Genomic DNA, 22,523 nt, shown 5'->3' with positions numbered 1-22,523 from the left:
CGTGTCCCTCCAAAGAAACAGGAGAACTTCCAGCATGACGCAACCGTGCCCCTCCGACCAGCTCGCCTCTGCGCTCGACGCGGCGTCGCGTGGCTGGCGCGTCTTTCCTCTCATCCCCGGCGGCAAGCGTCCGGCCGTGTCCGACTGGGAGCCGCGCGCTACCACCGACCCAGACCGGCTCGCCGTGGCGTGGTCCGTCGCCGCGTTCAACGTCGGCATCGCCACCGGCCCCTCCGGGCTGATCGTCATCGACCTGGACCGACCCAAGCACCCCGGCGACATCCCGCCGGCGCGTTGGGCCGACCACGGGGTCACCGATGGTGCCGATGTCCTCGCCGTGCTCTGCGAGCGCCACGGCCGGCTCTTCCCCGCCGACACGTACACCGTTCGTACCTGGAGCGGTGGCACGCACCTGTACTTCGCCGCACCCGAGGGCGAGCCCCTGCGCAACACCGCCGGGGACAGCACCCGGGGGCTGGGCTGGAAGGTCGACACCCGCGCCGTCGGCGGACTCGTCGTCGGCGCCGGCAGCACGTTCGCCCGGAAGCCGTACACGGTGGTTCACCACGCCCCCGTGGCCCCGTTGCCGGACTGGCTCGCCGACCTACTGCGTCCGGCTCCGCTACCTCCACAGAGGCCCGTCACGGTTGCCCTCGCTGCCCGGGACCGGCGCTCCGCGTTCCTGCGCTCCGCCGTCAACGGCGAGGTGGCCCGCGTCACCGGCTCCGGCCCGAACGAACACAACAACAGCCTCTACATCGCCTCCGTCGCACTTGGGCAGCTTGTCGCCGGGGGAGAGCTGGGCGAGCACGAGGTGACCGACTGGCTCCTCACGGCAGCGCTCAGCGTCGGCCAGGGCGAGCGCGAGGCACGGCGCACCATCGCGTCCGGACTCCGCGCCGGAGGCCGGCGCCCTCGGACGGTGGCGGCATGACAGGTCCGGAGCCGCTCAGCCCCCAGCACCTGCATTCCGTCCCTGCCGAGCCGCCCGCCCCACGGGAGCAGGCAGCACAGGTACGGCAGCGCACCGCATGGACCGCAGCGGAACTCATGGCCACCGAGTTCCCCGACCCCAAATGGGCCGTGCCCGGCATGCTCTCCGAGGGTGTCAATCTGCTCGCCGGACCGCCCAAAGTGGGCAAGTCTTGGCTGTCCCTCGGGCTCGGGCTCGCCGTCGCCTCCGGCGGCAAGGCATTCGACACCGTCCCCGTCGAGGGCGGGCCGGTGCTCTACCTCGCGCTTGAGGACACCCCGCGCCGTCTCCAGACCCGCATGGGCAAGATTCTGCAAGGCAGCTCGGCCCCGGCCGGTCTCACCCTGGCCACCCAGTGCCCGCCGCTTCCCCAGGGCGGCAACGAGGCCATCGCGAACTGGCTCGACCGCAACCCGGACGCGCGCATGGTCGTCATCGACGTGTTCGCCAAGATGCGCGGTGCCTCGTCGCCGGGTGCGTCCGCGTACGACGCGGACTATGCCGCCGTCGGCCACGCCAAGCGGCTCGCAGATCACTACGGCGTGGCGATCGTGCTGGTACACCACGTCCGCAAGGCAGGCTCGGACGACTTCCTGGCCGAGGTCTCCGGCACCAACGGGCTCGCGGGCGCCGCAGACGCCACGCTCGTACTCAAGCGGGCTCGCGGCAAGGCGGACGGGGTCCTACACGTCACGGGCCGCGATGTGGACGAAGCCGAATACGCGCTTCAGTTCCACGCAGCCGCCGGCGCCTGGCAGTTGCTCGAAGGGCCAGCCACCGACCACACCATCGGCGACACCCGCGCCGAGATCCTGCGGCACGTCCGGAGCAACCCCGGCGCCAAGCCGAAGGACATCGCTGCGGACACGGGCCTGGAGTCCAGCCTCGTACGCCAGACGTGCTCGCGCATGGTTGCGGATTCCCAGCTTGTACGTGCCGATGGCGGCTACCGCACTCCGGACTACGGGGGTGCGGCATGAGTGTCACACCTGTCGCACTGTCACATGTCATAGCTCAGAGGAAGGAAGACGCCGTGAGCGAGGCGACCGAGATGGGCAGGCCGGACTTTGACCCCACGCTGGCACTTCTGACCGTCGAAGAAGCGGCCCGTCGTCTCCGTATCGGTCGCACGACGTGCTTCAACCTCATCCGCTCCGGCGAGCTGGAATCCGTTCCCGTCGGGCGCCTGCGACGCGTCCCCCCGGAAGCCGTGACTGAGTACGTCACGCGGCTCCGTCAGTCCTGCCGTTCGACCACCGCCCCCGCTGTTTGAGGAGTCGCACATGGCAGAGGAGAACAAGAAGCGCACCCGCCAGCCGAATGGCCGATCGTCCATCTACCTCGGCAAGGACGGAAAATGGCACGGCCGGGTGACCGTAGGCGTGCGAGACGACGGCAAGCCGGATCGCCGCCACGTCGAACGCAAGACCCGCGCGGAGGTCACCGAAGCCGTACGGGAGCTGGAGAAGCAGCGCGATGCCAAGACCGTGCGCAAGCCGGGCAAGCCCTGGACGGTTCAGGCGTGGCTGACGCACTGGATTGAGAACGTCGCTCCCCTCTCCGTCAACGACAACACGATGGTGGGGTACGGCGTTGCCGTGCGGAAGCACCTCATCCCCGGCTTGGGCGCCCACCGTCTCGACAGGCTCAAGCCCGAGCATATCGAGGCGTTCTACGCCAAGATGCAGGCCAACGGCAGCAAGGCCGCGACTGCTCACCAGGTGCACCGAACCTTCCGCACTGCTCTCAATGAGGCCGTACGGCGCGGCCATCTCGGCAGGAACCCCGTTCAGTTGGCCAAGGCGCCGAAGACGGGGGAGCACGAGGTGGAGCCCTACAGCGTGCAAGAGGTGCAACGGTTGCTGAAGGCCGCTGACCGGCACCGCAACTCCGCACGCTGGGCCGTCGCCCTCGCCCTCGGGTTGCGCCAAGGGGAAGTACTGGCGCTGAAGTGGGAGGACGTGGACCTTGGCGGTGGGTTCATCGTGGTCCGCCGTAGTCGCCACCGGCCGCAGTACGCCCACGGGTGCGTGGAGCCCTGCGGCCGCAAGGCGGCTGGGTACTGCCCGCAAAGGCGACGCACCAACCCGGAGATCTCTGCCACCAAGTCGTGTGCTGGCCGCCGCGCGGTCGGCCTCCCTGAACAGCTCGTTGACCTACTCCGTGCCCACCTCAAGGCGCAGGAAGCGGAGCGGCAGGCAGCCGGGAAGCGATGGGAGGAGAACGGCCTGGTGTTCCCGGACGAGCACGGCCGTAGCCCCTCCCACCGCCGGGACTGGTCTGAGTGGAAGGGACTTCTGGCAGAGGCCAAGGTGCGGGACGGCCGGCTGCACGACGCCCGCCACACGGCCGCGACGGTGCTGCTGATCCTTGGTGTTCCCGAGCGCGCCGTCATGGGCCTCATGGGGTGGTCGACCACCGCCATGGCTGCTCGGTATCAGCACATGGTGGACAGCGTCCGGAGTGGCATCGCCGCGCAAGTTGACACACTGATCTGGGAAAAGAACAGGTCCCTTGATGTGGTGGATGCCGAGAAACTGACCGGCCACTGATCTGAGGGTGGAGGTGGCCGCGCGCACCAGGTCGGTTCCTCGTGGCCACCCCACCATCCGATGACCCGAAAAATACTTCCCACCATTTAAGCCGCTACTGTCCCCTTCGAGGCGCGCGCTCGCTACGCTATCGGGAGGTTAGGTTGGGGGGCGCATGGAGTTCTTAGGTGGAGCTGGACGCCAGTGGCGAAGGACGAGAAGGCTGCATCTCCGCAAGGCAGTAGAGACCGACGAGCGACCTACGCCGTACGCCTCAGATGCGAAAGTGCGTGCTACTCGCCGCGCATGGCTGGCCAAGCGCGTATTTTCTGAGGCCGCAGCTCTGAACTCCCGCGTGTGGTGGGATGATCCTGACTACCGGGCGCACCTGCAGGGGCTTTTGGTGGCTGCCGAAGTGCTCCGAGACCACCTGGTAAGGGTTGGTTCGCACCGCATTTGCAACCCAGATAGCCTTTGGCGCCTCCTTGTCGAGCTTCACATTATTCGTGATGACGTCATGCCTGACAGCGACAGAGATGTGGCTGATGTCGCTGTCCTTTTCACCGAAAGACTTAACCTGCTGGCCCTCGATATTGACCAACGTCGGGAGGTTAAGCTACTAAGCGAGCAGATCCGCGAGGTTCTCTCGCGACAGCCTTGGGCCTCTTCAGTTGAGCCCGACTCCCGTCAACCGCACCACCCGGAAGACGTGAAAGCAGCAGCTCTTGCAGCCGAGGAGACTGTCGAACATACCCTCGCGCGCCTTCTTCTGCGGCTTGGTCCACCGCCCGAGTCGACAGATGTTGATTACACCCCAGCAGGCCGTGGTGGCGGAGGCGCGCAGCAGTGAGCATCGAGAACAGCAGTACCGCGCCAGCTCCACGGGACGACGACCCTCTGGTATCTGCTGGGCTAGAGATTGCTATGAAGTGGGGACAGGCGTTCGGCGGGCCGGAACAACTGCAAGTAGCGTTAGCAGCTCTGGAACCGCAACTGAAACGTGAGCACCAGATTCGCATCAAGCAACTGGATATGCAGACAAAGAAAGCCGAACGGCAGACGCGTGAGGCTCGCGAGATACGGCAGCACCGGTTCCGTATGGCCAGCTTGATCGTCGGGTCGGTGCTGAGCATTGCGATGCTTGCAGCAGGCGTCTACGTTGCCAAGGACGCATGGTGGCTCGCATCGCTGCTTTGCGGACCGAGCTTGATCTCCATGGCCGCGATCATCATCTTGCGGCGCCACGATAATGAAGCGATGAAGGCTGTCGCGGACGCCGCAAAGCGAGCCACGAGCGCAGCTGCGCAGTCACAGGTGCCGTAAGGCGCATGATGCGCTGGGTCGCCGGGGTAACTGAGACGGGAACTGAGACGGACGACGAAAGGGCGGCACCTCTGCGGAGGTGCCGCCCTTTCGTTTTGCCTGGTCAGGCAGACAGAGGCCGTGGCGGGATTCGAACCCACGTAACTCGCTTTGCAGGCGAGCCCCTGAACCACTCGGGCACACGGCCGGGTTGCGGTGTGCTGCCGACTCTAGGCCGTGCGGCAGGGGGCCCGGCAAGGGTGCGGGGCGGGCTGCCACGAGGCTGCAACACGGCGCAACAAATCGCTGCGCGGCGCCTCCCACGTACCTGTCTGCGGCGCCGCGGGGCCTCTCGCCGTTGCTCCCCCACTGCCTAAAGGGCGTGGGAGGTACCCCCGGCGGCGGGCTGGGTGATTGTTGGGTGCGGTGACGGTCCTCCGGGGCCTTGTTCGTGGACTGCTTCGCTTTACGCTCCGCCTTCGCTCCTTAATTGAGCCCCTGGAAGCGAAGCCCACGAACAAGGCCCCTCCGGCCCGTCCCCTCCCGTGAGTGGGTGAAAAAACGTTGGGTGGGGGTGGGTGCCGGCGGTGAGGTGACTGCGTGTGGGAAAGGTCACAGGCTCCGGAGAGAGTAGGCCCGCCCCCACTCACCTTTTCCACCCACCAACGGGAGGGGACAGACCGGAGGACGAAGTCTGTAGGGCTGTCACCGCACCTGAAAACACCACGCCCGCCGCCAGGCGTAACGGTGAGCAAGCCCAACGGCGGGACAGCCAGGTACGTGGGAGGCGCCGCACAGCGCAACGGCGAGCAACACCCGCGGCGGGACGGCCAGGTACGTGGGAGGAACCGCAAACGCCGCCCCCGGTACGCTGGCGCGGTTGCCGAGAGCCGAGTTCAGCCGACGGAGACCGTGACTACCACCACCAGCGCCACCAACAGCCATCACCTGTCCCCGGCCTTCCCGGGGCGGGCCCCCTGGGGTACCGCGAACAAGCTGCGTGCCTGGCAGCAGGCGGCCATGGACCGGTACATCCAGACGCAGCCGAGGGACTTCCTCGCCGTCGCGACGCCGGGGGCCGGTAAGACGACCTTCGCGCTCACCCTCGCGTCGTGGCTGCTGCACCACCACGTCGTGCAGCAGGTGACCGTCGTCGCGCCGACCGAGCACCTGAAGAAGCAGTGGGCGGAGGCGGCGGCCCGGATAGGGATCAAGCTCGACCCGGAGTACAGCGCCGGCCCGCTGGGCCGCGAGTACCACGGCGTCGCGCTGACCTACGCGGGCGTCGGTGTCCGCCCCATGCTGCACCGCAACCGCATCGAGCAGCGCAAGACCCTGGTGATCCTCGACGAGATCCACCACGCCGGCGACTCGAAGTCGTGGGGCGAGGCATGCCTGGAGGCGTTCGAGCCGGCCACCCGGCGCCTCGCGCTGACCGGTACGCCGTTCCGGTCCGACACCAACCCGATCCCGTTCGTGACGTACGAGGAGGGGAACGACGGGATCCGGCGGTCGTCCGCGGACTACACGTACGGCTACGGCAACGCGCTCGCCGACGGCGTCGTGCGGCCGGTCATCTTCCTCTCCTACAGCGGCAACATGCGCTGGCGCACCAAAGCGGGCGACGAGATCGCGGCCCGGCTCGGGGAGCCGATGACCAAGGACGCGGTCTCGCAGGCGTGGCGGACCGCGCTGGACCCGCGCGGCGACTGGATGCCGAACGTGCTGCGCGCCGCCGACCAGCGGCTGACCGAGGTCCGCAAGTCCATCCCGGACGCCGGCGCGCTGGTGATCGCCTCGGACCAGGAACAGGCCCGGGCGTACGCCAAGCTGATCCGGGAGATCACCGGGCACGGCGCCACCCTGGTGCTGTCCGACGACTCCGGAGCCTCGCAGCGGATCGACGACTTCTCGGCTTCGCAGGACCGCTGGATGGTGGCGGTGCGGATGGTGTCGGAGGGCGTCGACGTGCCGCGGCTGGCGGTGGGCGTGTACGCCACGACGATCTCCACACCGCTGTTCTTCGCACAGGCCGTGGGCCGCTTCGTACGGTCCCGCAAGCGCGGCGAGACCGCCTCGGTGTTCCTGCCGACCGTCCCGATGCTGCTCGGCTTCGCCAACGAGATGGAGGTCGAGCGCGACCACGTGCTCGACAAGCCGAAGAAGGACGGCGAGGAGGACCCGTACGCCGAATCCGAGAAGGAGATGGAGGAGGCGAACAAGGAGCAGGACGAGGACACCGGGGAGCAGGAGCAGTTCTCGTTCGAGGCGCTGGAGTCGGAGGCGGTCTTCGACCGGGTGCTCTACGACGGCGCCGAGTTCGGCATGCAGGCGCACGCGGGCAGCGAGGAGGAGCAGGACTACCTCGGCATCCCCGGGCTGCTGGAGCCCGACCAGGTGCAACTGCTGCTGCAGAAGCGGCAGGCCCGGCAGATCGCGCACAGCCGGAAGAAGCCGGACGCGGAGGCGGACCTGCTGGAGATCCCGGCCGAGCGGCGGCCGGTGGTCACGCACAAGGAACTGCTGGAACTCCGCAAGCAGCTGAACACGCTGGTGGGCGCGTACGTCCACCAGAGCGGCAAACCGCACGGGGTGATCCACACCGAGCTGCGGCGGGTGTGCGGCGGGCCGCCGAGCGCGGAGGCCACCGCCGGGCAGCTGAACGAGCGGATCAAGAAGGTCCGGGAGTGGGCCACGCGGATGCGGTGAGCCTCCCGGGCCGGGCCCCGGTGCGGCCGTGTGCCGTACCGGGGCCCGTTCGTCGTCCTTCCTCGTTCGTCGTCCTTCCCTGTTCGCCCGCGGCCGTCCCGTAGTGGTGCGCCGCGGTTACGGGCGGGGTCATCTCGTAGCCCTCGCTGAAACACCGGACGTCCCGCAGAAGCCCTGCTGAAACCCTTCCGGAGCCCTTCGGGGTGGACCAAACGGGATATTCCGGGCGTGAAAGACCGGATTCTGGACGCACCCTTCCGCTGACCGGACTGGCTCGCTACTGTCCCGGTCACGCACACGCCCCGTGGCAGCGCCGCCGCGGAGCGCAGCCGGTGCCATGCGGCCGGCGGCCTCTTGAGCGCGCTGCTCCGGGACTCGCAGCACGCCGTGTCGAGCGCCGCCACTCACACCAGGAGGGCGTCGTGACCGCAGAGACCTCCCAGACGCTCGACCGAGGACTGCGCGTCCTCAAACTCCTCGCCGACACCGACCACGGGCTGACCGTCACCGAGCTGTCCAACAAGCTCGGCGTCAACCGCACCGTCGTCTACCGACTGCTGGCCACCCTGGAGCAGCACGCCCTGGTGCGCCGCGACATCGGCGGCCGGGCCCGCGTCGGCCTGGGCGTCCTACGCCTGGGCCGGCAGGTCCATCCGCTGGTCAGAGAGGCCGCGCTGCCCGCGCTCCGGTCACTGGCCGAGGACGTGGGCGCCACCGCGCACCTCACCCTCGTCGACGGCACCGAAGCGCTGGCCGTCGCCGTGGTGGAGCCGACCTGGACCGACTACCACGTGGCCTACCGGGCCGGCTTCCGGCATCCGCTGGACCGCGGGGCCGCCGGCCGGGCGATCCTCAAGGCCCGCCAGGGACGCCTCCAGGACGCCGGACTCGCCCTGACGCACGGGGAGTTGGAGGCCGGCGCCAGCGGTGCGGCGGCGCCGCTGCTCGGGGTGAGCGGCATCGAGGGCAGCGTGGGCGTGGTGATGCTCTCCGACACCGTCTCCGAACGGGTCGGGCCACGGGTGATCGACGCCGCCCGCGAGGTCTCCGAGGCACTGCGCTGAGCCGTGCACCGTGCTGGGCCGTGTATCGCGCTGGGCCGTGTATCGCGCTGTGCCGTGTACTGCGCAGTACACGGCCCAGCGCAGTACCGCTGGTGGGTGCCGCCCGGCTCCGAGTGTGAAGGGGCGGTGGTCGTGTGGTGAGCCCGCAGCGGCTTACGGGCCTGGTGGGGCGGGGGTCAATTAGGGTGGCGGGGTGTCTTCCCGCGCCCGCGCCCTGGCGGTCTGCACCGCCCTCGTCCTCGCCCTCCTCGTCACCGCGGCCCTCGCTCCGCTGCCGTACTCGGTGGCGTATCCGGGCATGACGGCGAACGTCCTCGGCGACGACAAGGGCAAACCGGTGATCACGATCAGCGGGGCGGGGACCCGGAAGACCAGCGGGCAGTTGCGGATGACCTCGATCGTCGCCACCGGCCCGGAGGCCTCCGTCCATCTGGCGGACATCCTCAAGGGCTGGTTCCGCTCCGACGAGGCGGTGATGCCCCGGGAGGCGGTCTACCCGGTGGGCAACAACACCGAGGAGATCGCCGAGCACAACGCCCGGCAGATGAAGGAATCGCAGGACAGCGCCACCGAGGCGGCGCTCGGGCAACTCGGCAGGTCCCCGAAGGACGTCAAGGTCAAACTGAGCCTCGCGGACGTCGGCGGGCCCAGCGCCGGGCTGATGTTCGCGCTCGGCATCGTCGACAAGCTGGCCGGCGACGGCACGGGCCGCGACCTGACCGGCGGCCGGACCATCGCCGGTACCGGCACGATCAGCGCGGACGGCGAGGTCGGGGCGGTCGGCGGGGTGGCACTGAAGACCCAGGCCGCGCGCCGCGACGGGGCCACGGTCTTCCTGGTGCCCCGCAAGGAGTGCGCGGACGCCCGCGCCGAGCTCCCCCGGGGCATGCGGCTGGTCTCCGTCACCACCCTCGACAGCGCGGTCAAGGCCCTCAAGGCCCTCGATAACGGCGGCCGGGTGCCGAGCTGCTGAGGCCGGGGAGCTGTTGAGACCTGGGGCGGAGGGCGAGGGCGACCGGCGGGTGACGGCGGCCACCTAGGGGGAAGCCGAACACATCCCGTAGGGGATGGAAGCGCCCCCTCGGGGCCCACAACGGGACGGTGGGGAAGGGTATTCCCGGGGGGGCAAGGAGGGGAATAGGGCGAGGAGGGGATTCGATTCCCGGGCGGGAGTCCCGAGCGGTATCGCCTCCCTGATGGGTCCCGAGCGGTATCGACTCCCTGATGGGTCCCGAGTGGCATCGACTCCCTGATGGGTCCCGAACGGTTAGCCCTCCCTGATGAACCCCTCCTTCAGCAGCCAGTTCTTCGCGACCTGGTGGGGGTCCTCGCCGTCGACGTCGACCTTGCGGTTCAGTTCCTGGGCGACGGTGTTGTTCAGGGCCCGGGTGACCGGGGCGAGGACCTGGGCCATCGCCGGGTACTTCTTCAGGGACGCCGCGTTGATCTCCGGCGCGACGTTGTAGTTCGGGAAGAAGTGCTTGTCGTCGGCGAGCACCTGCAGGTTCATCGCCTTGATCCGGCCGTCGGTGGTGAAGACCTCGCCCAGGGCACAGGTGCCCTTCTTCGTCTCGGTGTAGACGACGCCGCCGGTCATCTTGCGGATGTTGCCGGACGGCACCTGCATGCCGTACGCGCGTGCCATGCCCGGCAGGCCGTCGTTGCGGGTGGCGAACTCGTTCTCCACGCACAGGGTCACCGCGCCGGGGTTCTTGCGGGACAGCGCGGCCACGTCCGAGAGGGTGTGCACGCCCAGCTTCTTCTGGTTGGCGGGGTTCAGCGCCAGCGCGTAGGTGTTGTTCAGCTTCGACGGCGGCAGCCAGACCAGCCCGTTCTTCCGGTCCTCGTCGCGGACCACCCGCCACTGCTCCTGCGGGTCGACGATCGGCTTGGTGTGGCCGAGGTAGGTGATCCAGCCGGTGCCGGTGTACTCGTACGCGGCGTCCGCGGTGCCGGACTTCACGGCCTCCCGCGCACCGATGGACCCCTGGATGCTGGTCTTGTCGATGACCTTGGCGCCGGCCGCCTCGAAGACCAGGCCCATGATCTGGCCGAGCACGATCTGCTCGGTGAACTCCTTCGACGTCACCGTCAGTTGCGCCCCGGTCAGCGGCCGGTCGGGGTAGCCGGCGTTCGGGCCCGGGCGGACGGTGTCGGTCATCGCGCTGCCGCTGACCAGACCGCAGCCGCCGGCGAGCAGCCCGGCCAGCACCGCGGCGGCGACGGCCCGGCGGAGAACCGGTCGGCGGGGGCGGAGCGCCGGACGGCCGAGCCCCGGGCGGTGGAGTGCCGGTCGGAGAGGGAGGAGTGCCGGACGGCGGGAGCGAAGTGCCGGACGGCCGTGTACCGGACGGAGGAGTGCCGGACGGCCGAGCGCCGGACGGAGGAGTGTCGATCGGCGGCGGCGGAGTGCCGGTCGGTGGGGGAGGAGTGTGTGCCTCATGTGGCCACCTCCAGGCCGCGTGGTCGCAGCAGGAGTTCGGCGAGCGACGCCAGCCATTCGACGAGCAGCGCCAGCGCCACCGTCAGCACCGAGCCGAGCACCAGCACCGGCATCCGCTGGGTGACGATGCCCGCCGAGATCAGGTCGCCCAGGCCACCGCCCCCGCCGAACGTGGCCAGTGTCGCGGTGCCCACGTTCAGCACCAGCGCGGTCCGCACCCCGGCCAGGATCAGCGGTACGGCCAGCGGCAGTTCGACCCTCGTCAGCACGCCGGCGGGGGACATGCCGATCCCGCGGGCCGCCTCGGTCAGTGTCGGGTCGATACCGCGCAGCCCGGCGATGGTGTTGGCCAGCACCGGCAGCACCGCGTAGAGCACCATGCCGACGATCGCCGAACGGGCGCCGATGCCCAGCCAGATGACCAGCAGGATCAGCAGACCCAGCGCCGGGACGGCCTGCCCGAGGTTGGCGACCGCCATCGCGAACGGGGTGGCCCGGCGCAGCCGCGACCGGGTCAGCGCGATGCCCAGCGGGATCGCGATGATCAGCACGAAGAACGTGGAGACGGCGGTGAGCACGATGTGCTGCCGCAGCGCCAGCCACACCTTGCCGCCGTCCAGCGCCTGATGGGCGATCGAGTCCAGCTGCGCGCCGCGGAACCACAGCCAGGTGGCCAGCAGCGCGAAGAGCAGGAACGCCGGCATGAACGTCCACTTCTGCCAGCTGATCCGCCGCCCGCCCCGGGCCGCCGACGGGGTGGGCGCCTCACCGGCCGCCAGCTCCCGCTGCTCCATCTCGACGTTGTCGCGGAACGCGAAGCCCTCGTGGTCGCTCGCCCCGAGCTCGCCGGGCCCCGGGCGGCTGCCCGCGCGCCGCGGCCGGCTGCCGTCCCGGAACCCTCCGGGGCCGCCGGGGCCGCTAGGGCCGCTAGGGCCGCCGGAGCCGTCGGGTGTGCTCATGCCCCGCTCCCCCCGCCCTCCGGGCCACCCGGTCCGCCCGGGCCCTCCAGTCCCTCCTGCTCGCGCCGGGTGAGGCGGGTGCGCTGCTCCTCGAGCTCGTGCTGGTGCTCGACGGCGTCCAGGCGGTCGGCCTCCAGCAGTTCGTGGACGTTGTTCATCAGCGTCTCCATGTCGACCACGCCGATGTACTCGCCGCGCCGCCCGGTGACCGCCACCCGGCCCGCGTTGTCGGTGAGCACCGCCTCCAGGGCGTCCCGCAGCGTCGCGTCCCGGGTGACGGTGTCGGTGACCAGGGTGCCGGCCCGCGCCAGGGTCTCCTTGGCGCGGGCGAGGTCGCTGCGCCGCAGCCATTTGTACGGGCGGCGGTTGCGGTCCAGCAGCAGCAGTTCGTTGTGCGTCCCGGACCGCAGCTGGTCGAAGATCGACTCCAGCGGGTCGTCGATCCCGGCGGTGGGGAAGTCGACCACGCCCACGTCCCGTACGCGGGTGAGGTTGAGGCGTTTCAAGGCGGCCCCGGCGCCCACGAATCCGGACACGAAGTCGTCCGCCGGGTTGGTGAGGATCGCCTCCGGGGTGTCGAACTGCGCGATGTGCGAGCGGTCCCGGAGCACCGCGATGCGGTCGCCGAGCTTGATGGCCTCGTCGAAGTCGTGGGTGACGAAGCAGATGGTCTTGTGCAGCTCGTGCTGGAGCCGGATCAGCTCGTCCTGGAGGTGGTCGCGGGTGATCGGGTCGACCGCGCCGAACGGCTCGTCCATCAGCAGCACGGGCGGGTCGGCGGCCAGCGCCCGGGCCACCCCGACCCGCTGCTGCTGCCCGCCGGAGAGCTGGCGCGGATAGCGGTGGTGGAACTCGCCGGGATCCAGCCCGACCAGGTCGAGCATCTCCTCGACCCGGTTCCTGGTCCGGCTCTTCGACCAGCCGATCATCTTCGGGACCAGGGCGATGTTCTGGGCGACGGTCATGTGCGGGAACAGCCCGGACGCCTGGATGGCGTAGCCGACCTTGCGGCGCAGCCTGACCGGGTCGATGTCGGTGACGTCCTCGTCGCCGATCCGGATCCGGCCGGAGGTCGGCTCGATCAGCCGGTTGATCATCTTCAGGGTGGTGGACTTGCCGCAGCCGGAGGGCCCCACGAAGATCACCGTCTCGCCGGCCTTGATCTCCATGGAGACGTCCTCCACCGCCGGGGTGGGGTTGCCCGGGTAGATCTTGGTGAGGTTCTCCAGCCGGATGTTGGCGCCGGCGGCGGGTGCCGCCGGCTGGTCGGTCGTCTCAGGCACGGATCCCCCTGGAGATGGTCAGGCGTCCGATCAGGACGTACACGGCGTCGAAGAGGAGCGCGAGCACGGCGATCCCGGCCGTGCCGGCCAGTACCTGGTTGAGCGAGTTGGCGCTGCCCAGTGACGCGATCCCGCGGAAGATCTCGTTGCCCAGGCCCGGCCCGGAGGCGAACGCGGCGATCGCGGCGATGCCCATCAGCATCTGCGTGGCGACCCGGATGCCGGTGAGGATCGGCGGCCAGGCCAGCGGTAGTTCGACCCGGAACAGCCGGGCGGCCCGCGACATCCCGATGCCCTTGGCCGCGTCCACCAGCGCCGGATCCACCCCGCGCAGCCCCACGATGGCGTTGCGGACCACCGGCAGCAGCCCGTACAGGGTCAGTGCGATCACCGTCGGGGCGACGCCCAGGCCGACGATCGGGATCAGCAGACCGATCAGGGCCAGCGAGGGGATGGTCAGGACGGTGGCGGTGGTGGTCGTGGCGAGCGAGCCCGCCCAGTCGCTGTGGTAGGTCACCACCCCGAGGAACACGCCCACCAGGGTGGCGATCACCATGCACTGGAACACCGCGCTGGCGTGTTGGTACGCATCCGTCAGCAGCTGGGCGTGCCGGGTGCTGACGTACTCCCAGAAGCTCACCGTCGCTCTCCTCGCTCGGTCAGTCTCCCGATGCCTGTTTCACCAGCGGGATGATCCGCAACGGAACCGGATTTTCCATCACGATCGCCGTCGAGGCCCGCACAATGCCATCAAAGCCCACAACCAGGTCGATCACCCGCTGGAGATCGGCGTTGGAGCGAGCGACGAGCCTGCAGAGCATGTCCCCGTGTCCCGTCGTTGTATGCAGCTCCAGCACCTCGGGAACGGTGGTCAAGTGGGCCCGTACGTCATTTCCCTGGCCCTGTTTGATCTCCAGGGTGGCGAACGCGGTCACCGGATAGCCGAGCGCCGCCGGGTCCACCTCCGGCCCGAAGCCGCGGATCACTCCATTCGACTGAAGCCGGTCGAGCCGGGCCTGCACCGTCCCGCGCGCCACCCCCAGCCGCCGGGACGCCTCCAGCACCCCGATCCGCGGCTCCTCGGCGAGCAGCTCCAGCAGTGCCCCGTCAAGATGATCGATCGCCAATGTCCGCTCCCTCGATTTCTATGGTCATCATGTACAGATAGCCCGGCGTCACTCGACGGCTGCTGTACATACTGCCCAGCGGTTCCACAAACTATTGCGCATCTTGTGGATCGGAGGGACTCTGCGGCCATGGCAGACACCACGATGCACACCCAGCCCATCACCCCCGACACGGCTCGGCAGGCGGACCCCTTCCCGGTCAAGGGGATGGACGCGGTCGTCTTCGCCGTAGGGAACGCCAAGCAGGCCGCGCACTACTACTCCACCGCCTTCGGCATGAAGCGCGTCGCCTACTCCGGACCGGAGAACGGCAGCCGCGAGACCGCGAGTTACGTGCTCGAATCCGGCGGCGCCCGGTTCGTGTTCACCTCCGTCGTCCGGCCCGTCACGGAACGGGGCCGCTTCCTCGCCGACCACGTCGCCGCGCACGGCGACGGCGTCGTCGACCTCGCCATCGAGGTCCCCGACGCCCGCGCCGCCTACGAGTACGCCGTCGCGCACGGCGCCAAGGGCCTCGAAGAGCCCTACGAGCTCAAGGACGAGCACGGCATCGTCGTCCTCGCGGCCGTCGCCACCTACGGCGAGACCCGGCACACCCTCGTCGAGCGCACCGGCTACGACGGTCCCTACCTGCCCGGGTACGTCGCCGCCGGCCCGGTCGTCGAGCCCCCGCAGAAACGGTTCTTCCAGGCGATCGACCACTGCGTCGGCAACGTCGAACTCGGCCGGATGAACGAGTGGGTCGCCTTCTACAACAAGGTCATGGGCTTCACCAACATGAAGGAGTTCGTCGGCGACGACATCGCCACCGAATACTCCGCCCTGATGTCCAAGGTCGTCGCCGACGGCACCAAGAAGGTCAAGTTCCCGATCAACGAACCGGCCATCGCCAAGAAGAAGTCCCAGATCGACGAGTACCTGGAGTTCTACGGCGGCCCCGGCGTCCAGCACATCGCGCTGGCCACGAACGACATCGTCCACACCGTCCGGCGGATGCGCGCCGCCGGCGTCGAATTCCTCGACGTGCCCGACTCCTACTACGACACCCTCGGCGAATGGGTCGGCGACACCCGCGTCCCCCTCGACGAACTGCGCGAACTGAAGATCCTCGCCGACCGCGACGAGGACGGCTACCTGCTGCAGATCTTCACCAAGCCCGTCCAGGACCGCCCGACCGTCTTCTTCGAGATGATCGAACGGCACGGCTCCCTCGGCTTCGGCAAGGGCAACTTCAAGGCCCTCTTCGAGGCCATCGAGCGCGAACAGGCCAAGCGCGGCAACCTCTGACCGGCGCGGCGGGCCCGCCCGCCACCCGACCCACGGGCCGTACACGATCTTCCGTGTACGGCCCACCGGTGCGAGGCTTGCCGCATGGACCTCATCGGACAGCTGCGCGCCGGGCTCCCCGCCGAAGCCCTCCTCATCGACCCCGATGTCACCGGCTCCTACGCCCGCGACATGGCCAACTTCTGCGCGGCGGGCAAGCCCGCCGCCGTCGTCCTGCCGCGCACCGTCGAGCAGGTCCAGCACGTCCTGCGGACGGCCACCGCCCTCGGCGTCCCCGTCGTCCCCCAGGGCGCCCGCACCGGGGTGTCCGGCGCCGCCAACGCCACCGACGGCTGCATCGTGCTGTCCCTGGTGAAGATGGACCGCATCCTGGAGATCAACCCCACCGACCGGCTCGCCGTGGTCGAACCCGGCGTCATCAACGCCGTCCTCTCCCGCGCCGTGAACGAACACGGCCTCTACTACCCGCCCGACCCCTCCAGTTGGGAGATGTGCACGATCGGCGGCAACATCGGCACCGCCGCCGGCGGCCTGTGCTGCGTCAAGTACGGCGTCACCGCCGAGTACGTCCTCGGCCTCGACGTCGTCCTCGCCGACGGCCGCCTCCTGACCACCGGCCGCCGCACCGCCAAGGGCGTCGCCGGCTACGACCTCACCCGGCTCTTCGTCGGCTCCGAGGGCAGCCTCGGCGTCGTCGTCCGCGCCACCCTCGCCCTCAAGCCCAACCCGCCCCAACAGCTCGCCCTGGTCGCCGAGTTCGGTTCCGTGGCGGCCGCCGGACGGGCCGTCTGCGAGATCATGGCCCGCGGCCACGCCCCCTCCCTGCTGGAACTGATGGACCGCACCAGCATCCGCGCCGTCAACGACCTGGCACAGATGGGCCTGCCCGAGTCCACCGAGGTGATGCTGCTGGCCGCCTTCGACACCCCCGACCCGTCCGCCGACCTCGCCGCCGTCGGCGCGCTGTGCGAGGAGGCCGGCGCCACCCAGGTCGTCCCCGCCGAGGACGCCGCCGAGTCCGACCTGCTGCTGCAGGCCCGCCGGCTCGCCTTCACCGCCCTGGAACGCCTCAAGCCCGCCATGCTCATCGACGACGTGTGCGTCCCCCGCTCCCAGCTCGCCGCCATGCTGGAGGGCACCACCGCCATCGCCGACACCTACGGCCTGACCATCGGCGTCTGCGCACACGCCGGCGACGGCAACACCCACCCCCTGGTCTGCTTCGACCCGGCCGACCCCGACGAGGAACGGCGCGCCCACGCCTCCTTCGACGAGATCATGGCGCTCGGCCTGCGCCTGGGCGGCACCATCACCGGCGAACACGGCGTCGGCCTGCTGAAGAAGGACTGGCTCGCCCGCGAACTCGGCCCCGTGGCAATGGAGTTGCACCGCGACATCAAGCAGGTCTTCGACCCCCAGGGCATTCTCAACCCCGGCAAACTGTTCTGACCGGCAAGGGGGTTGCACCCCTGTCGTGCCCATGCCGCCCCCGCCCGTAGAGTTCCCGCCATGGAAAACCTGCTCCCCGGCATCGCCCTCGTCGTCCTCGCTCTCGCCATCGTCTCCTCCTCCACCGACCGCCGCTCCAAATCGCTGGAACGGCGGCTCGCCCGGCTGGAACACAAGGTGGACCTGCTCCTCACCCACGCCGGCATCGAGGAGCCGCCGCACCCCCGGCTGGCCGAGATCGACGAGCTGCTGGCGCAGGGCAAGAAGATCCAGGCGATCAAGCTCCACCGCGAGCTGACCGGCTCCGGACTCGCCGAGGCCAAGGAAGCGGTCGAACTCCGGGCGCGGTGACGGCCGGCCGGCGGGCGGGCGGGCGGGAGGCTGTGACCGTCCGGCGGACGTGGCCGGGCGCGCGCTCCCCGGGGCGCGTACCCGGGCACGTCGCCGCAGCACGTGAGCGGGCGACGCCTCTCCGCGGACGCATACGGGCCGTCCCGTGGGCGGATGCGGGGAAGCCCCCGTGGGCAGAGGATGGCCAGAAGGGACGCGGGCCCCGCGGCCCTTCCCGCGGTCCCGCCGGGCCGCCCCGCCCACCACAGGGAGCGAGAGCCGATGGCAGCGACCCCAGCGACCCCAGCCGCCGACGAGGCCTACGACGTCATCGTGCTCGGCGCCGGACCCACCGGCGAGAACCTCGCCGACCGCGCCCACGCCGCCGGCCTGAGCGCCGTCATCGTCGAGAGCGAACTGGTCGGCGGCGAATGCTCGTACTGGGCCTGCATGCCCAGCAAGGCCCTGCTCCGCCCGGTCACCGCCCGCTCCGAGGCCCGCCGCGTACCCGGCCTCCAGGACGCCGCCGGCGGCCCCCTGGACGCCCCCGCCGTCCTCACCCGCCGCGACGCCGTCGCCGCCCACTGGAAGGACGACGGACAGGTCCGCTGGCTCGACTCGGCCGGCATCGACCTCGTCCGCGGCCACGGCCGGCTCGCCGGCCCCCGCCGCGTCGTCGTCGACCGGGAACGCACCCTGACCGCCCGGCACGCGGTCGCCGTCTGCACCGGCAGCCGCCCGGTCCTCCCGCCCGTCCCCGGCCTCGCCGAGGCCCGCCCCTGGACCAGCCGCGACGCCACCAGCTCCAAGGCCGTACCCGGCCGCCTCGTCGTGGTCGGCGGCGGCGTCGTCGGCGTCGAGATGGCCACCGCCTGGCGCGCCCTGGGCGCCTCCGTCACGCTCCTGGTCCGCGGCGACGGGCTGCTGCCCCGCATGGAACCCTTCGCCGGCCAGCTCGTCGCGGACTCGCTCACCGAGGCCGGCGTCGACCTGCGCACCGGCGTCGAGGTCCGCGAGGTCCGCCGGGACGTCCCCGGCGGCCCGGTCACCGTCGCCCTCGACACCGACGACGAGATCGTCGCCGACGAACTGCTCATCGCCACCGGCCGCGCCCCGCGCACCGACGACCTCGGCCTCGAAACGATCGGCCTGACCCCCGGCTCCTGGTTCGACGTCGACGACAGCTGCCGGGTGACCGGCGTGACCGGCGGCTGGCTCTACGGCGTCGGCGACGTCAACCGCCGCGCCCTCCTGACCCACCAGGGCAAGTACCAGGCCAGGATCGCCGGCGCCGCCATCACCGCCCGCGCCCGCGGCGTCCCGATCCTGGAGTCCGACCCCTGGGGCGCGCACGCCGCCACCGCGGACTCCCGCGCCGTCCCCCAGGTCGTCTTCAGCGACCCCGAAGCCGCCTCGGTCGGCCTGACCGCCGCCGCGGCCGAACGCGCCGGGCACCGCTTCCGCGTCGTCGACCAGGACCTGGGCGCGGTCGCCGGGGCCTTCCTGTACGCCGACGGCTACCGCGGCCGCGCCCGCATGGTCGTCGACCTGGACCGCGAGGTGCTGCTCGGCGCCACCTTCGTCGGCCCGGGCGTCGGCGAACTGCTGCACTCGGCGACCGTCGCGGTGGCCGGCGAGGTCCCCATCGAGCGGCTGTGGCACGCGGTACCCGCCTACCCGACCATCAGCGAGGTGTGGCTGCGGCTGCTGGAGAGCTACCGCGGCTGACCGCCCGCGGGCCGACCGGTCACGGGCTGACCGCCCGCGGGCCGACCGATCACCGGCGCATGACGCCCTACGCCCCCGGCTCCGGCGGCTCGTCCGGCGACCAGCCGGACGATTCGCCGCCCGGCCGCGGCTCGTCCCGGGACGCCAGCGCGAACAGCTCGTTCAGCCCTGCGTCCAGGCCCAGATGCTCCTGCTCCGCCCCGGGCGGCACCACCCGCAGCGTGCGCTCCAGCCACGCCGACACCGCCGTCGCCGGCGCCTCCAACAGCGCCTCCCCGTCCGGCGAGTCCAGCGCCAGGCACACCAGGCTCCGGCCGTCCACCTTCACCGGCCACACCCGCACATCACCCTCGCCGCACGGCCGGAACACGCCCTCCACGAGCAGCTCCCGGGCGAACGTCCAGTTCACCGGCGCGTCCGAACCGACATGGAAGGTGACATGGACGGCGTAGGGGTCATCCGTCCGGTACGTCAGCCGCGCCGGCACCGGAATGCTGCGCTCCGGGGACAGCACCAGGCCCAGTTCCAGTTCTCGTTCCACCACGGTGTGCATGAGGTCCGCCTCTCCCGTCCCGTCTCCGCGGGCACCCTGGGACCGGGCCCGCACCAGGAGAGAGGCACCGGCTGCCGGACTCTTACACGACTTCGTACAACTTTTTTTCCCGGGCCTCTTCCAGGTGGTCGTGGGCGGGCAAGGGCACTGTTGTGACCCGGGGTCTGATAGATGTGGACGCCGCGTTGCGGCAGACTGCACCCCACACCCACCAGGCCGAGAACAGATACGGGACTTCGGACATGAGCGCCCCTACCTCAGGATCCGCCGGCGGCAGCCCCACGCCAGGCTTCTACCCGGACCCGTCCATCCCCGGCTACATCCGGTACTGGAACGGTGCCGCATGGGTGCCGGGCACCAGCCGACCCGCCCCCGCCGAGGGCGAGGCGATGCCCGCCCCGCCGCCCGGCGCGGTCCCGCCGCCCGCGGTCGAGGAGACCGGCCCGGTCTTCCTCGACGAGGACGAGCCGGCCGACGGCGCCGGGCTCCCCGTGTTGCGCCGCAGCGGCGAGGTCGAGGCCCGGCCCGCCGCCGCGAGCTGGGACGACCCGGCCCGGCTGCACGGCGCCAGCCCGGAACCGGCCTCCGCCTGGCAGGCCGACGCCTCCCGGCAGAGCGGCTTCGGCAACGAGACCGACCGCCGCATCTCCTGGGGCGCCCACGACCAGAGCCCGCCCGGTACGCCGTCCGGCGCGGCTTCCTGGGGCTCGGTGCCGCAGCAGCGCGACGAACAGCCCGCCGCCGACCCCGCGTCCGGCGACGTGCCCGGCACCCCCTCCTCCGCGACGCCCGCGCCCGGCGCCCCGCGGACCCCCGACGCCCCGTCCGACGGCACGGTCGCCATTCGCGCCGTCAACCCGGCGGCCCGCCGCGGGAACTCCGGTGACCACGGCACCACGGCGATCCGCGCGGTACGCCCCGGCGCCGCCGAACCCGCCAAGCGCAACGAGACCATGGCGATCCGCGTCGCGGGCGGCGGCAGCAACACCTCCCGCACGCCCGGCAGCGCCCCGCAGTCGCTGCCGTCCGGCGGCGCCCAGCCCCAGCAGGGCCCGGCCCAGCAGAGTCCGGCCCAGCAGCGCCCGGCCCAGAGCCCCGTACCGCAGAACCCGGCCCCGCAGCAGGGACAGCCGGCCCCGCAGCAGGGACAGCCGTCCGCGCCCGCGGCCGGATTCCCGGCGCAGAACGCCGCCGCGCCCGCCACGCCCACGCCGCCGGCCTCCGGGCCCGCGCAGGGGCCCGGTGCCGAGGGCGTCATCCCCTGGAAGCCGCCGAGCGCCGCGGACCCCTTCTTCGCGGCCGCCCAGGCCGCGCAGGGCCACCCGGCCGGACTCGGCCGCCGGCTGGCCGCCCGGCTGATCGACACCCTGGTGCTGGGCGCGGTCACCGCCGCCGTCGCGATCCCCATGTGGGGCACCGTCACCGACCACATCGACGCCAAGGTCGAGGCGGCCCGGCAGTCCGGCCGCCAGGTGACGGTCTATCTGATCGACGGCACCACCGCCCCGGTCTTCGCCACGATCCTCGCCGTGCTGCTCATCGGCGGTGCGCTCTACGAGGCGCTGCCGGTCCTCAAGTGGGGCCGCACGCTGGGCAAGAAGCTGTGCGGCGTCCGCGTGCTGGACATCGAGAGCCATGACAGCCCGATGCTCGCCGCCGCGCTCAAGCGCTGGTTCTGCTACAGCCTGCTCGGCGTCCTCGCCATCGGCGTGGTGAACGTCGTCTGGTGCCTGTTCGACCGGCCGTGGCGGCAGTGCTGGCACGACAAGCTGGCCCGGACGTTCGTCGCCGCCGACTGATCCGCCCGCCCTCGGCTCCCTCTGATCCGCCCGCCCGCCGGCTCCGACTGATCCGCCCGACCGGAACCCTTCCCCCGAACGGACTTCGCCGGATGCGGCCGGCCGCGACAAGCGGTCGACTCGGGCCATGAGCACCGACCAGCCCGGCAACGGCTCCCCCCGTAACAACGCACCGCAGGGCGGCGGCACGGGCGGCGGCGAAGGCGGCGCACCGCCCCCGGGCGGGACGCCGCCGCCGGGCGGGACGCCGCCCCCCGGAGGCACGCCGCCGGGCGGGACCCCGCCTCCTGGCGGTACCCCGCCTCCTGGCGGGACGCCCCCGCCCGGCGGGTTGCCGCCCGGTGGAACGCCGCCCTACGGTGAGCCCCCCTACGGCGGCGCCCCCTACAGCGACCCCTACGGCAGCGGATACGGCGTCGACCCGTTGGCCGGAATGCCGCCGCTGGCCAACCGCGGCCGCCGGCTGGTCGCGCGCATCATCGACGCCGTCCTCATCGGCGTCCCGGTGTCCCTCATCATGTACGTGATCGTCGGCGGGGTGGACTACTTCAGCACCAGCAGCGCCCAGGCCAGCAGACAGTCGACGGTGTCGGGCGTCACGATGCTCGCCTACCTGATCTACGAAGGGCTGATGCTCGCCAACCGGGGCCAGACCGTCGGCAAGATGGCGATGAAGATCCGTGTGGCGATGCTCGCGAACGGCTCGATCCCGACCGGCCAGGCCGCCTGGATCCGGGCCGCCGTCTACACCCTGCCGGAGATCGTGCCGTGCTGCGGCTTCGTCTTCTGGCTGGTCAACGTCCTGTGGTGCACCTGGGACAAGCCGTACCAGCAGTGCCTGCACGACAAGGCGGCGAAAACGGTGGTGGTCTCCACGCAACCGCGCTAGCAGCCGGAACACCGGCGATCGGCCACCGCCCCGAGCCCGGAACCCGGAGCCGCCCTTAGCTCGGCGCTCACCGCTCGGCGCTCACCGCTCACTGCTC

The 22,523-nt window shown here is 70.9% G+C and carries 21 protein-coding genes and 1 tRNA gene; 14 read left to right on the top strand and 8 right to left on the bottom strand.

Translation table 11 applies throughout. From position 1 onward, the window contains the following. Nucleotides 1-34 precede the first annotated feature (34 nt). From ACFV1J_RS18565 to ACFV1J_RS18550, 4 genes are all read left to right on the top strand, one after another. Nucleotides 35-934, top strand: coding sequence for a bifunctional DNA primase/polymerase (locus tag ACFV1J_RS18565; protein WP_385859351.1), 900 nt, complete (start codon nt 35-37; stop codon nt 932-934). Continuing rightward, on the top strand, nt 931-1,953 hold the full coding sequence (locus ACFV1J_RS18560) for an AAA family ATPase (protein ID WP_385859349.1): 1,023 nt from the start codon (nt 931-933) through the stop codon (nt 1,951-1,953). The genes ACFV1J_RS18565 and ACFV1J_RS18560 overlap by 4 nt, the downstream gene beginning before the upstream one ends. Nucleotides 1,954-2,024: 71 nt before the next feature. Beyond that, nucleotides 2,025-2,246: an excisionase family DNA-binding protein gene (locus ACFV1J_RS18555; RefSeq protein ID WP_385859476.1), complete on the top strand. Its 222-nt coding sequence runs from the start codon at nt 2,025-2,027 to the stop codon at nt 2,244-2,246. 10 nt (nt 2,247-2,256) lie between these two features. Next, nucleotides 2,257-3,525, top strand: a complete 1,269-nt coding sequence (locus ACFV1J_RS18550; protein ID WP_385859347.1) for a tyrosine-type recombinase/integrase — start codon at nt 2,257-2,259, stop codon at nt 3,523-3,525. 253 nt (nt 3,526-3,778) lie between these two features. Here the strand turns inward: ACFV1J_RS18550 and ACFV1J_RS18545 are convergent, their stop codons facing one another. Beyond that, nucleotides 3,779-4,105, bottom strand: coding sequence for a hypothetical protein (locus ACFV1J_RS18545; protein WP_385859344.1), 327 nt, complete (start codon nt 4,103-4,105; stop codon nt 3,779-3,781). A 245-nt stretch (nt 4,106-4,350) separates the two neighbouring features. Between ACFV1J_RS18545 and ACFV1J_RS18540 the strand changes: the two genes are divergently transcribed. Then, entirely contained in the window at nt 4,351-4,827 is a 477-nt protein-coding gene (locus tag ACFV1J_RS18540; RefSeq protein ID WP_385859342.1) for a hypothetical protein, read from the top strand. 115 nt (nt 4,828-4,942) lie between these two features. Here the strand turns inward: ACFV1J_RS18540 and ACFV1J_RS18535 are convergent. Then, nucleotides 4,943-5,014: transfer RNA gene (locus ACFV1J_RS18535), tRNA-Cys, on the bottom strand. Between the two features lie 704 nt (nt 5,015-5,718). Here ACFV1J_RS18535 and ACFV1J_RS18530 point away from each other — a divergent pair. The 3 genes from ACFV1J_RS18530 to ACFV1J_RS18520 all read left to right on the top strand — a co-directional run bounded on the left by ACFV1J_RS18530 (nt 5,719) and on the right by ACFV1J_RS18520 (nt 9,552). Then, the gene (locus tag ACFV1J_RS18530) at nt 5,719-7,515 is read left to right on the top strand and encodes a DEAD/DEAH box helicase (RefSeq protein ID WP_385859338.1); all 1,797 of its coding nucleotides are present in this window, start codon (nt 5,719-5,721) and stop codon (nt 7,513-7,515) included. A 422-nt stretch (nt 7,516-7,937) separates the two neighbouring features. Further along, nucleotides 7,938-8,579: an IclR family transcriptional regulator gene (locus ACFV1J_RS18525; RefSeq protein ID WP_261951189.1), complete on the top strand. Its 642-nt coding sequence runs from the start codon at nt 7,938-7,940 to the stop codon at nt 8,577-8,579. Between the two features lie 193 nt (nt 8,580-8,772). Then, nucleotides 8,773-9,552: a S16 family serine protease gene (locus ACFV1J_RS18520; protein WP_385859334.1), complete on the top strand. Its 780-nt coding sequence runs from the start codon at nt 8,773-8,775 to the stop codon at nt 9,550-9,552. A gap of 294 nt (nt 9,553-9,846) precedes the next feature. On the opposite strand, the gene ACFV1J_RS18515 is transcribed toward ACFV1J_RS18520, so the two are convergent. From ACFV1J_RS18515 to ACFV1J_RS18495, 5 genes are all read right to left on the bottom strand, one after another. Further along, nucleotides 9,847-10,740 (bottom strand): glycine betaine ABC transporter substrate-binding protein, encoded by an 894-nt coding sequence (locus ACFV1J_RS18515; protein ID WP_385859474.1) that lies wholly within the window; start codon nt 10,738-10,740, stop codon nt 9,847-9,849. A 278-nt stretch (nt 10,741-11,018) separates the two neighbouring features. Further along, nucleotides 11,019-11,981, bottom strand: coding sequence for an ABC transporter permease (locus ACFV1J_RS18510; RefSeq protein ID WP_385859332.1), 963 nt, complete (start codon nt 11,979-11,981; stop codon nt 11,019-11,021). Further along, nucleotides 11,978-13,264, bottom strand: coding sequence for a betaine/proline/choline family ABC transporter ATP-binding protein (locus tag ACFV1J_RS18505; RefSeq protein ID WP_385859329.1), 1,287 nt, complete (start codon nt 13,262-13,264; stop codon nt 11,978-11,980). The genes ACFV1J_RS18510 and ACFV1J_RS18505 overlap by 4 nt, the downstream gene beginning before the upstream one ends. After that, nucleotides 13,257-13,904: an ABC transporter permease gene (locus ACFV1J_RS18500; protein WP_385859327.1), complete on the bottom strand. Its 648-nt coding sequence runs from the start codon at nt 13,902-13,904 to the stop codon at nt 13,257-13,259. Before ACFV1J_RS18500 ends, ACFV1J_RS18505 begins: the two co-directional genes overlap by 8 nt. 19 nt (nt 13,905-13,923) lie before the next feature. Continuing rightward, nucleotides 13,924-14,391 (bottom strand): Lrp/AsnC family transcriptional regulator, encoded by a 468-nt coding sequence (locus tag ACFV1J_RS18495; RefSeq protein WP_385859325.1) that lies wholly within the window; start codon nt 14,389-14,391, stop codon nt 13,924-13,926. A gap of 129 nt (nt 14,392-14,520) precedes the next feature. Here ACFV1J_RS18495 and hppD point away from each other — a divergent pair, with 129 nt between their 5' ends. The 4 genes from hppD to ACFV1J_RS18475 all read left to right on the top strand — a co-directional run bounded on the left by hppD (nt 14,521) and on the right by ACFV1J_RS18475 (nt 19,185). Continuing rightward, on the top strand, nt 14,521-15,678 hold the full coding sequence (gene hppD, locus ACFV1J_RS18490) for a 4-hydroxyphenylpyruvate dioxygenase (protein WP_385859323.1): 1,158 nt from the start codon (nt 14,521-14,523) through the stop codon (nt 15,676-15,678). Between the two features lie 84 nt (nt 15,679-15,762). Next, nucleotides 15,763-17,127 (top strand): FAD-binding oxidoreductase, encoded by a 1,365-nt coding sequence (locus tag ACFV1J_RS18485; protein WP_385859321.1) that lies wholly within the window; start codon nt 15,763-15,765, stop codon nt 17,125-17,127. A 60-nt stretch (nt 17,128-17,187) separates the two neighbouring features. Then, on the top strand, nt 17,188-17,478 hold the full coding sequence (locus tag ACFV1J_RS18480) for a ribosomal protein L7/L12 (RefSeq protein WP_385859319.1): 291 nt from the start codon (nt 17,188-17,190) through the stop codon (nt 17,476-17,478). A 261-nt stretch (nt 17,479-17,739) separates the two neighbouring features. Continuing rightward, complete coding sequence (locus ACFV1J_RS18475; RefSeq protein WP_385859317.1) at nt 17,740-19,185, top strand: dihydrolipoyl dehydrogenase family protein; 1,446 nt, start codon at nt 17,740-17,742, stop codon at nt 19,183-19,185. A 67-nt stretch (nt 19,186-19,252) separates the two neighbouring features. On the opposite strand, the gene ACFV1J_RS18470 is transcribed toward ACFV1J_RS18475, so the two are convergent. Next, nucleotides 19,253-19,738, bottom strand: coding sequence for an SsgA family sporulation/cell division regulator (locus ACFV1J_RS18470; protein ID WP_385859315.1), 486 nt, complete (start codon nt 19,736-19,738; stop codon nt 19,253-19,255). Between the two features lie 242 nt (nt 19,739-19,980). Here ACFV1J_RS18470 and ACFV1J_RS18465 point away from each other — a divergent pair, with 242 nt between their 5' ends. Beyond that, a complete protein-coding gene (locus tag ACFV1J_RS18465) occupies nt 19,981-21,537 on the top strand; it encodes an RDD family protein (protein WP_385859313.1) in 1,557 nt (518 codons plus the stop codon). A 127-nt stretch (nt 21,538-21,664) separates the two neighbouring features. Beyond that, complete coding sequence (locus tag ACFV1J_RS18460) at nt 21,665-22,426, top strand: RDD family protein (protein WP_385859311.1); 762 nt, start codon at nt 21,665-21,667, stop codon at nt 22,424-22,426. Nucleotides 22,427-22,523: the final 97 nt, after the last annotated feature.

Origin of the sequence: Streptomyces sp. NPDC059649 (assembly GCF_042734445.1) — a bacterium.
Taxonomy (GTDB): Bacteria; Actinomycetota; Actinomycetes; order Streptomycetales; family Streptomycetaceae; genus Streptomyces.
This window is presented reverse-complemented; position numbering and strand designations above follow the sequence as displayed.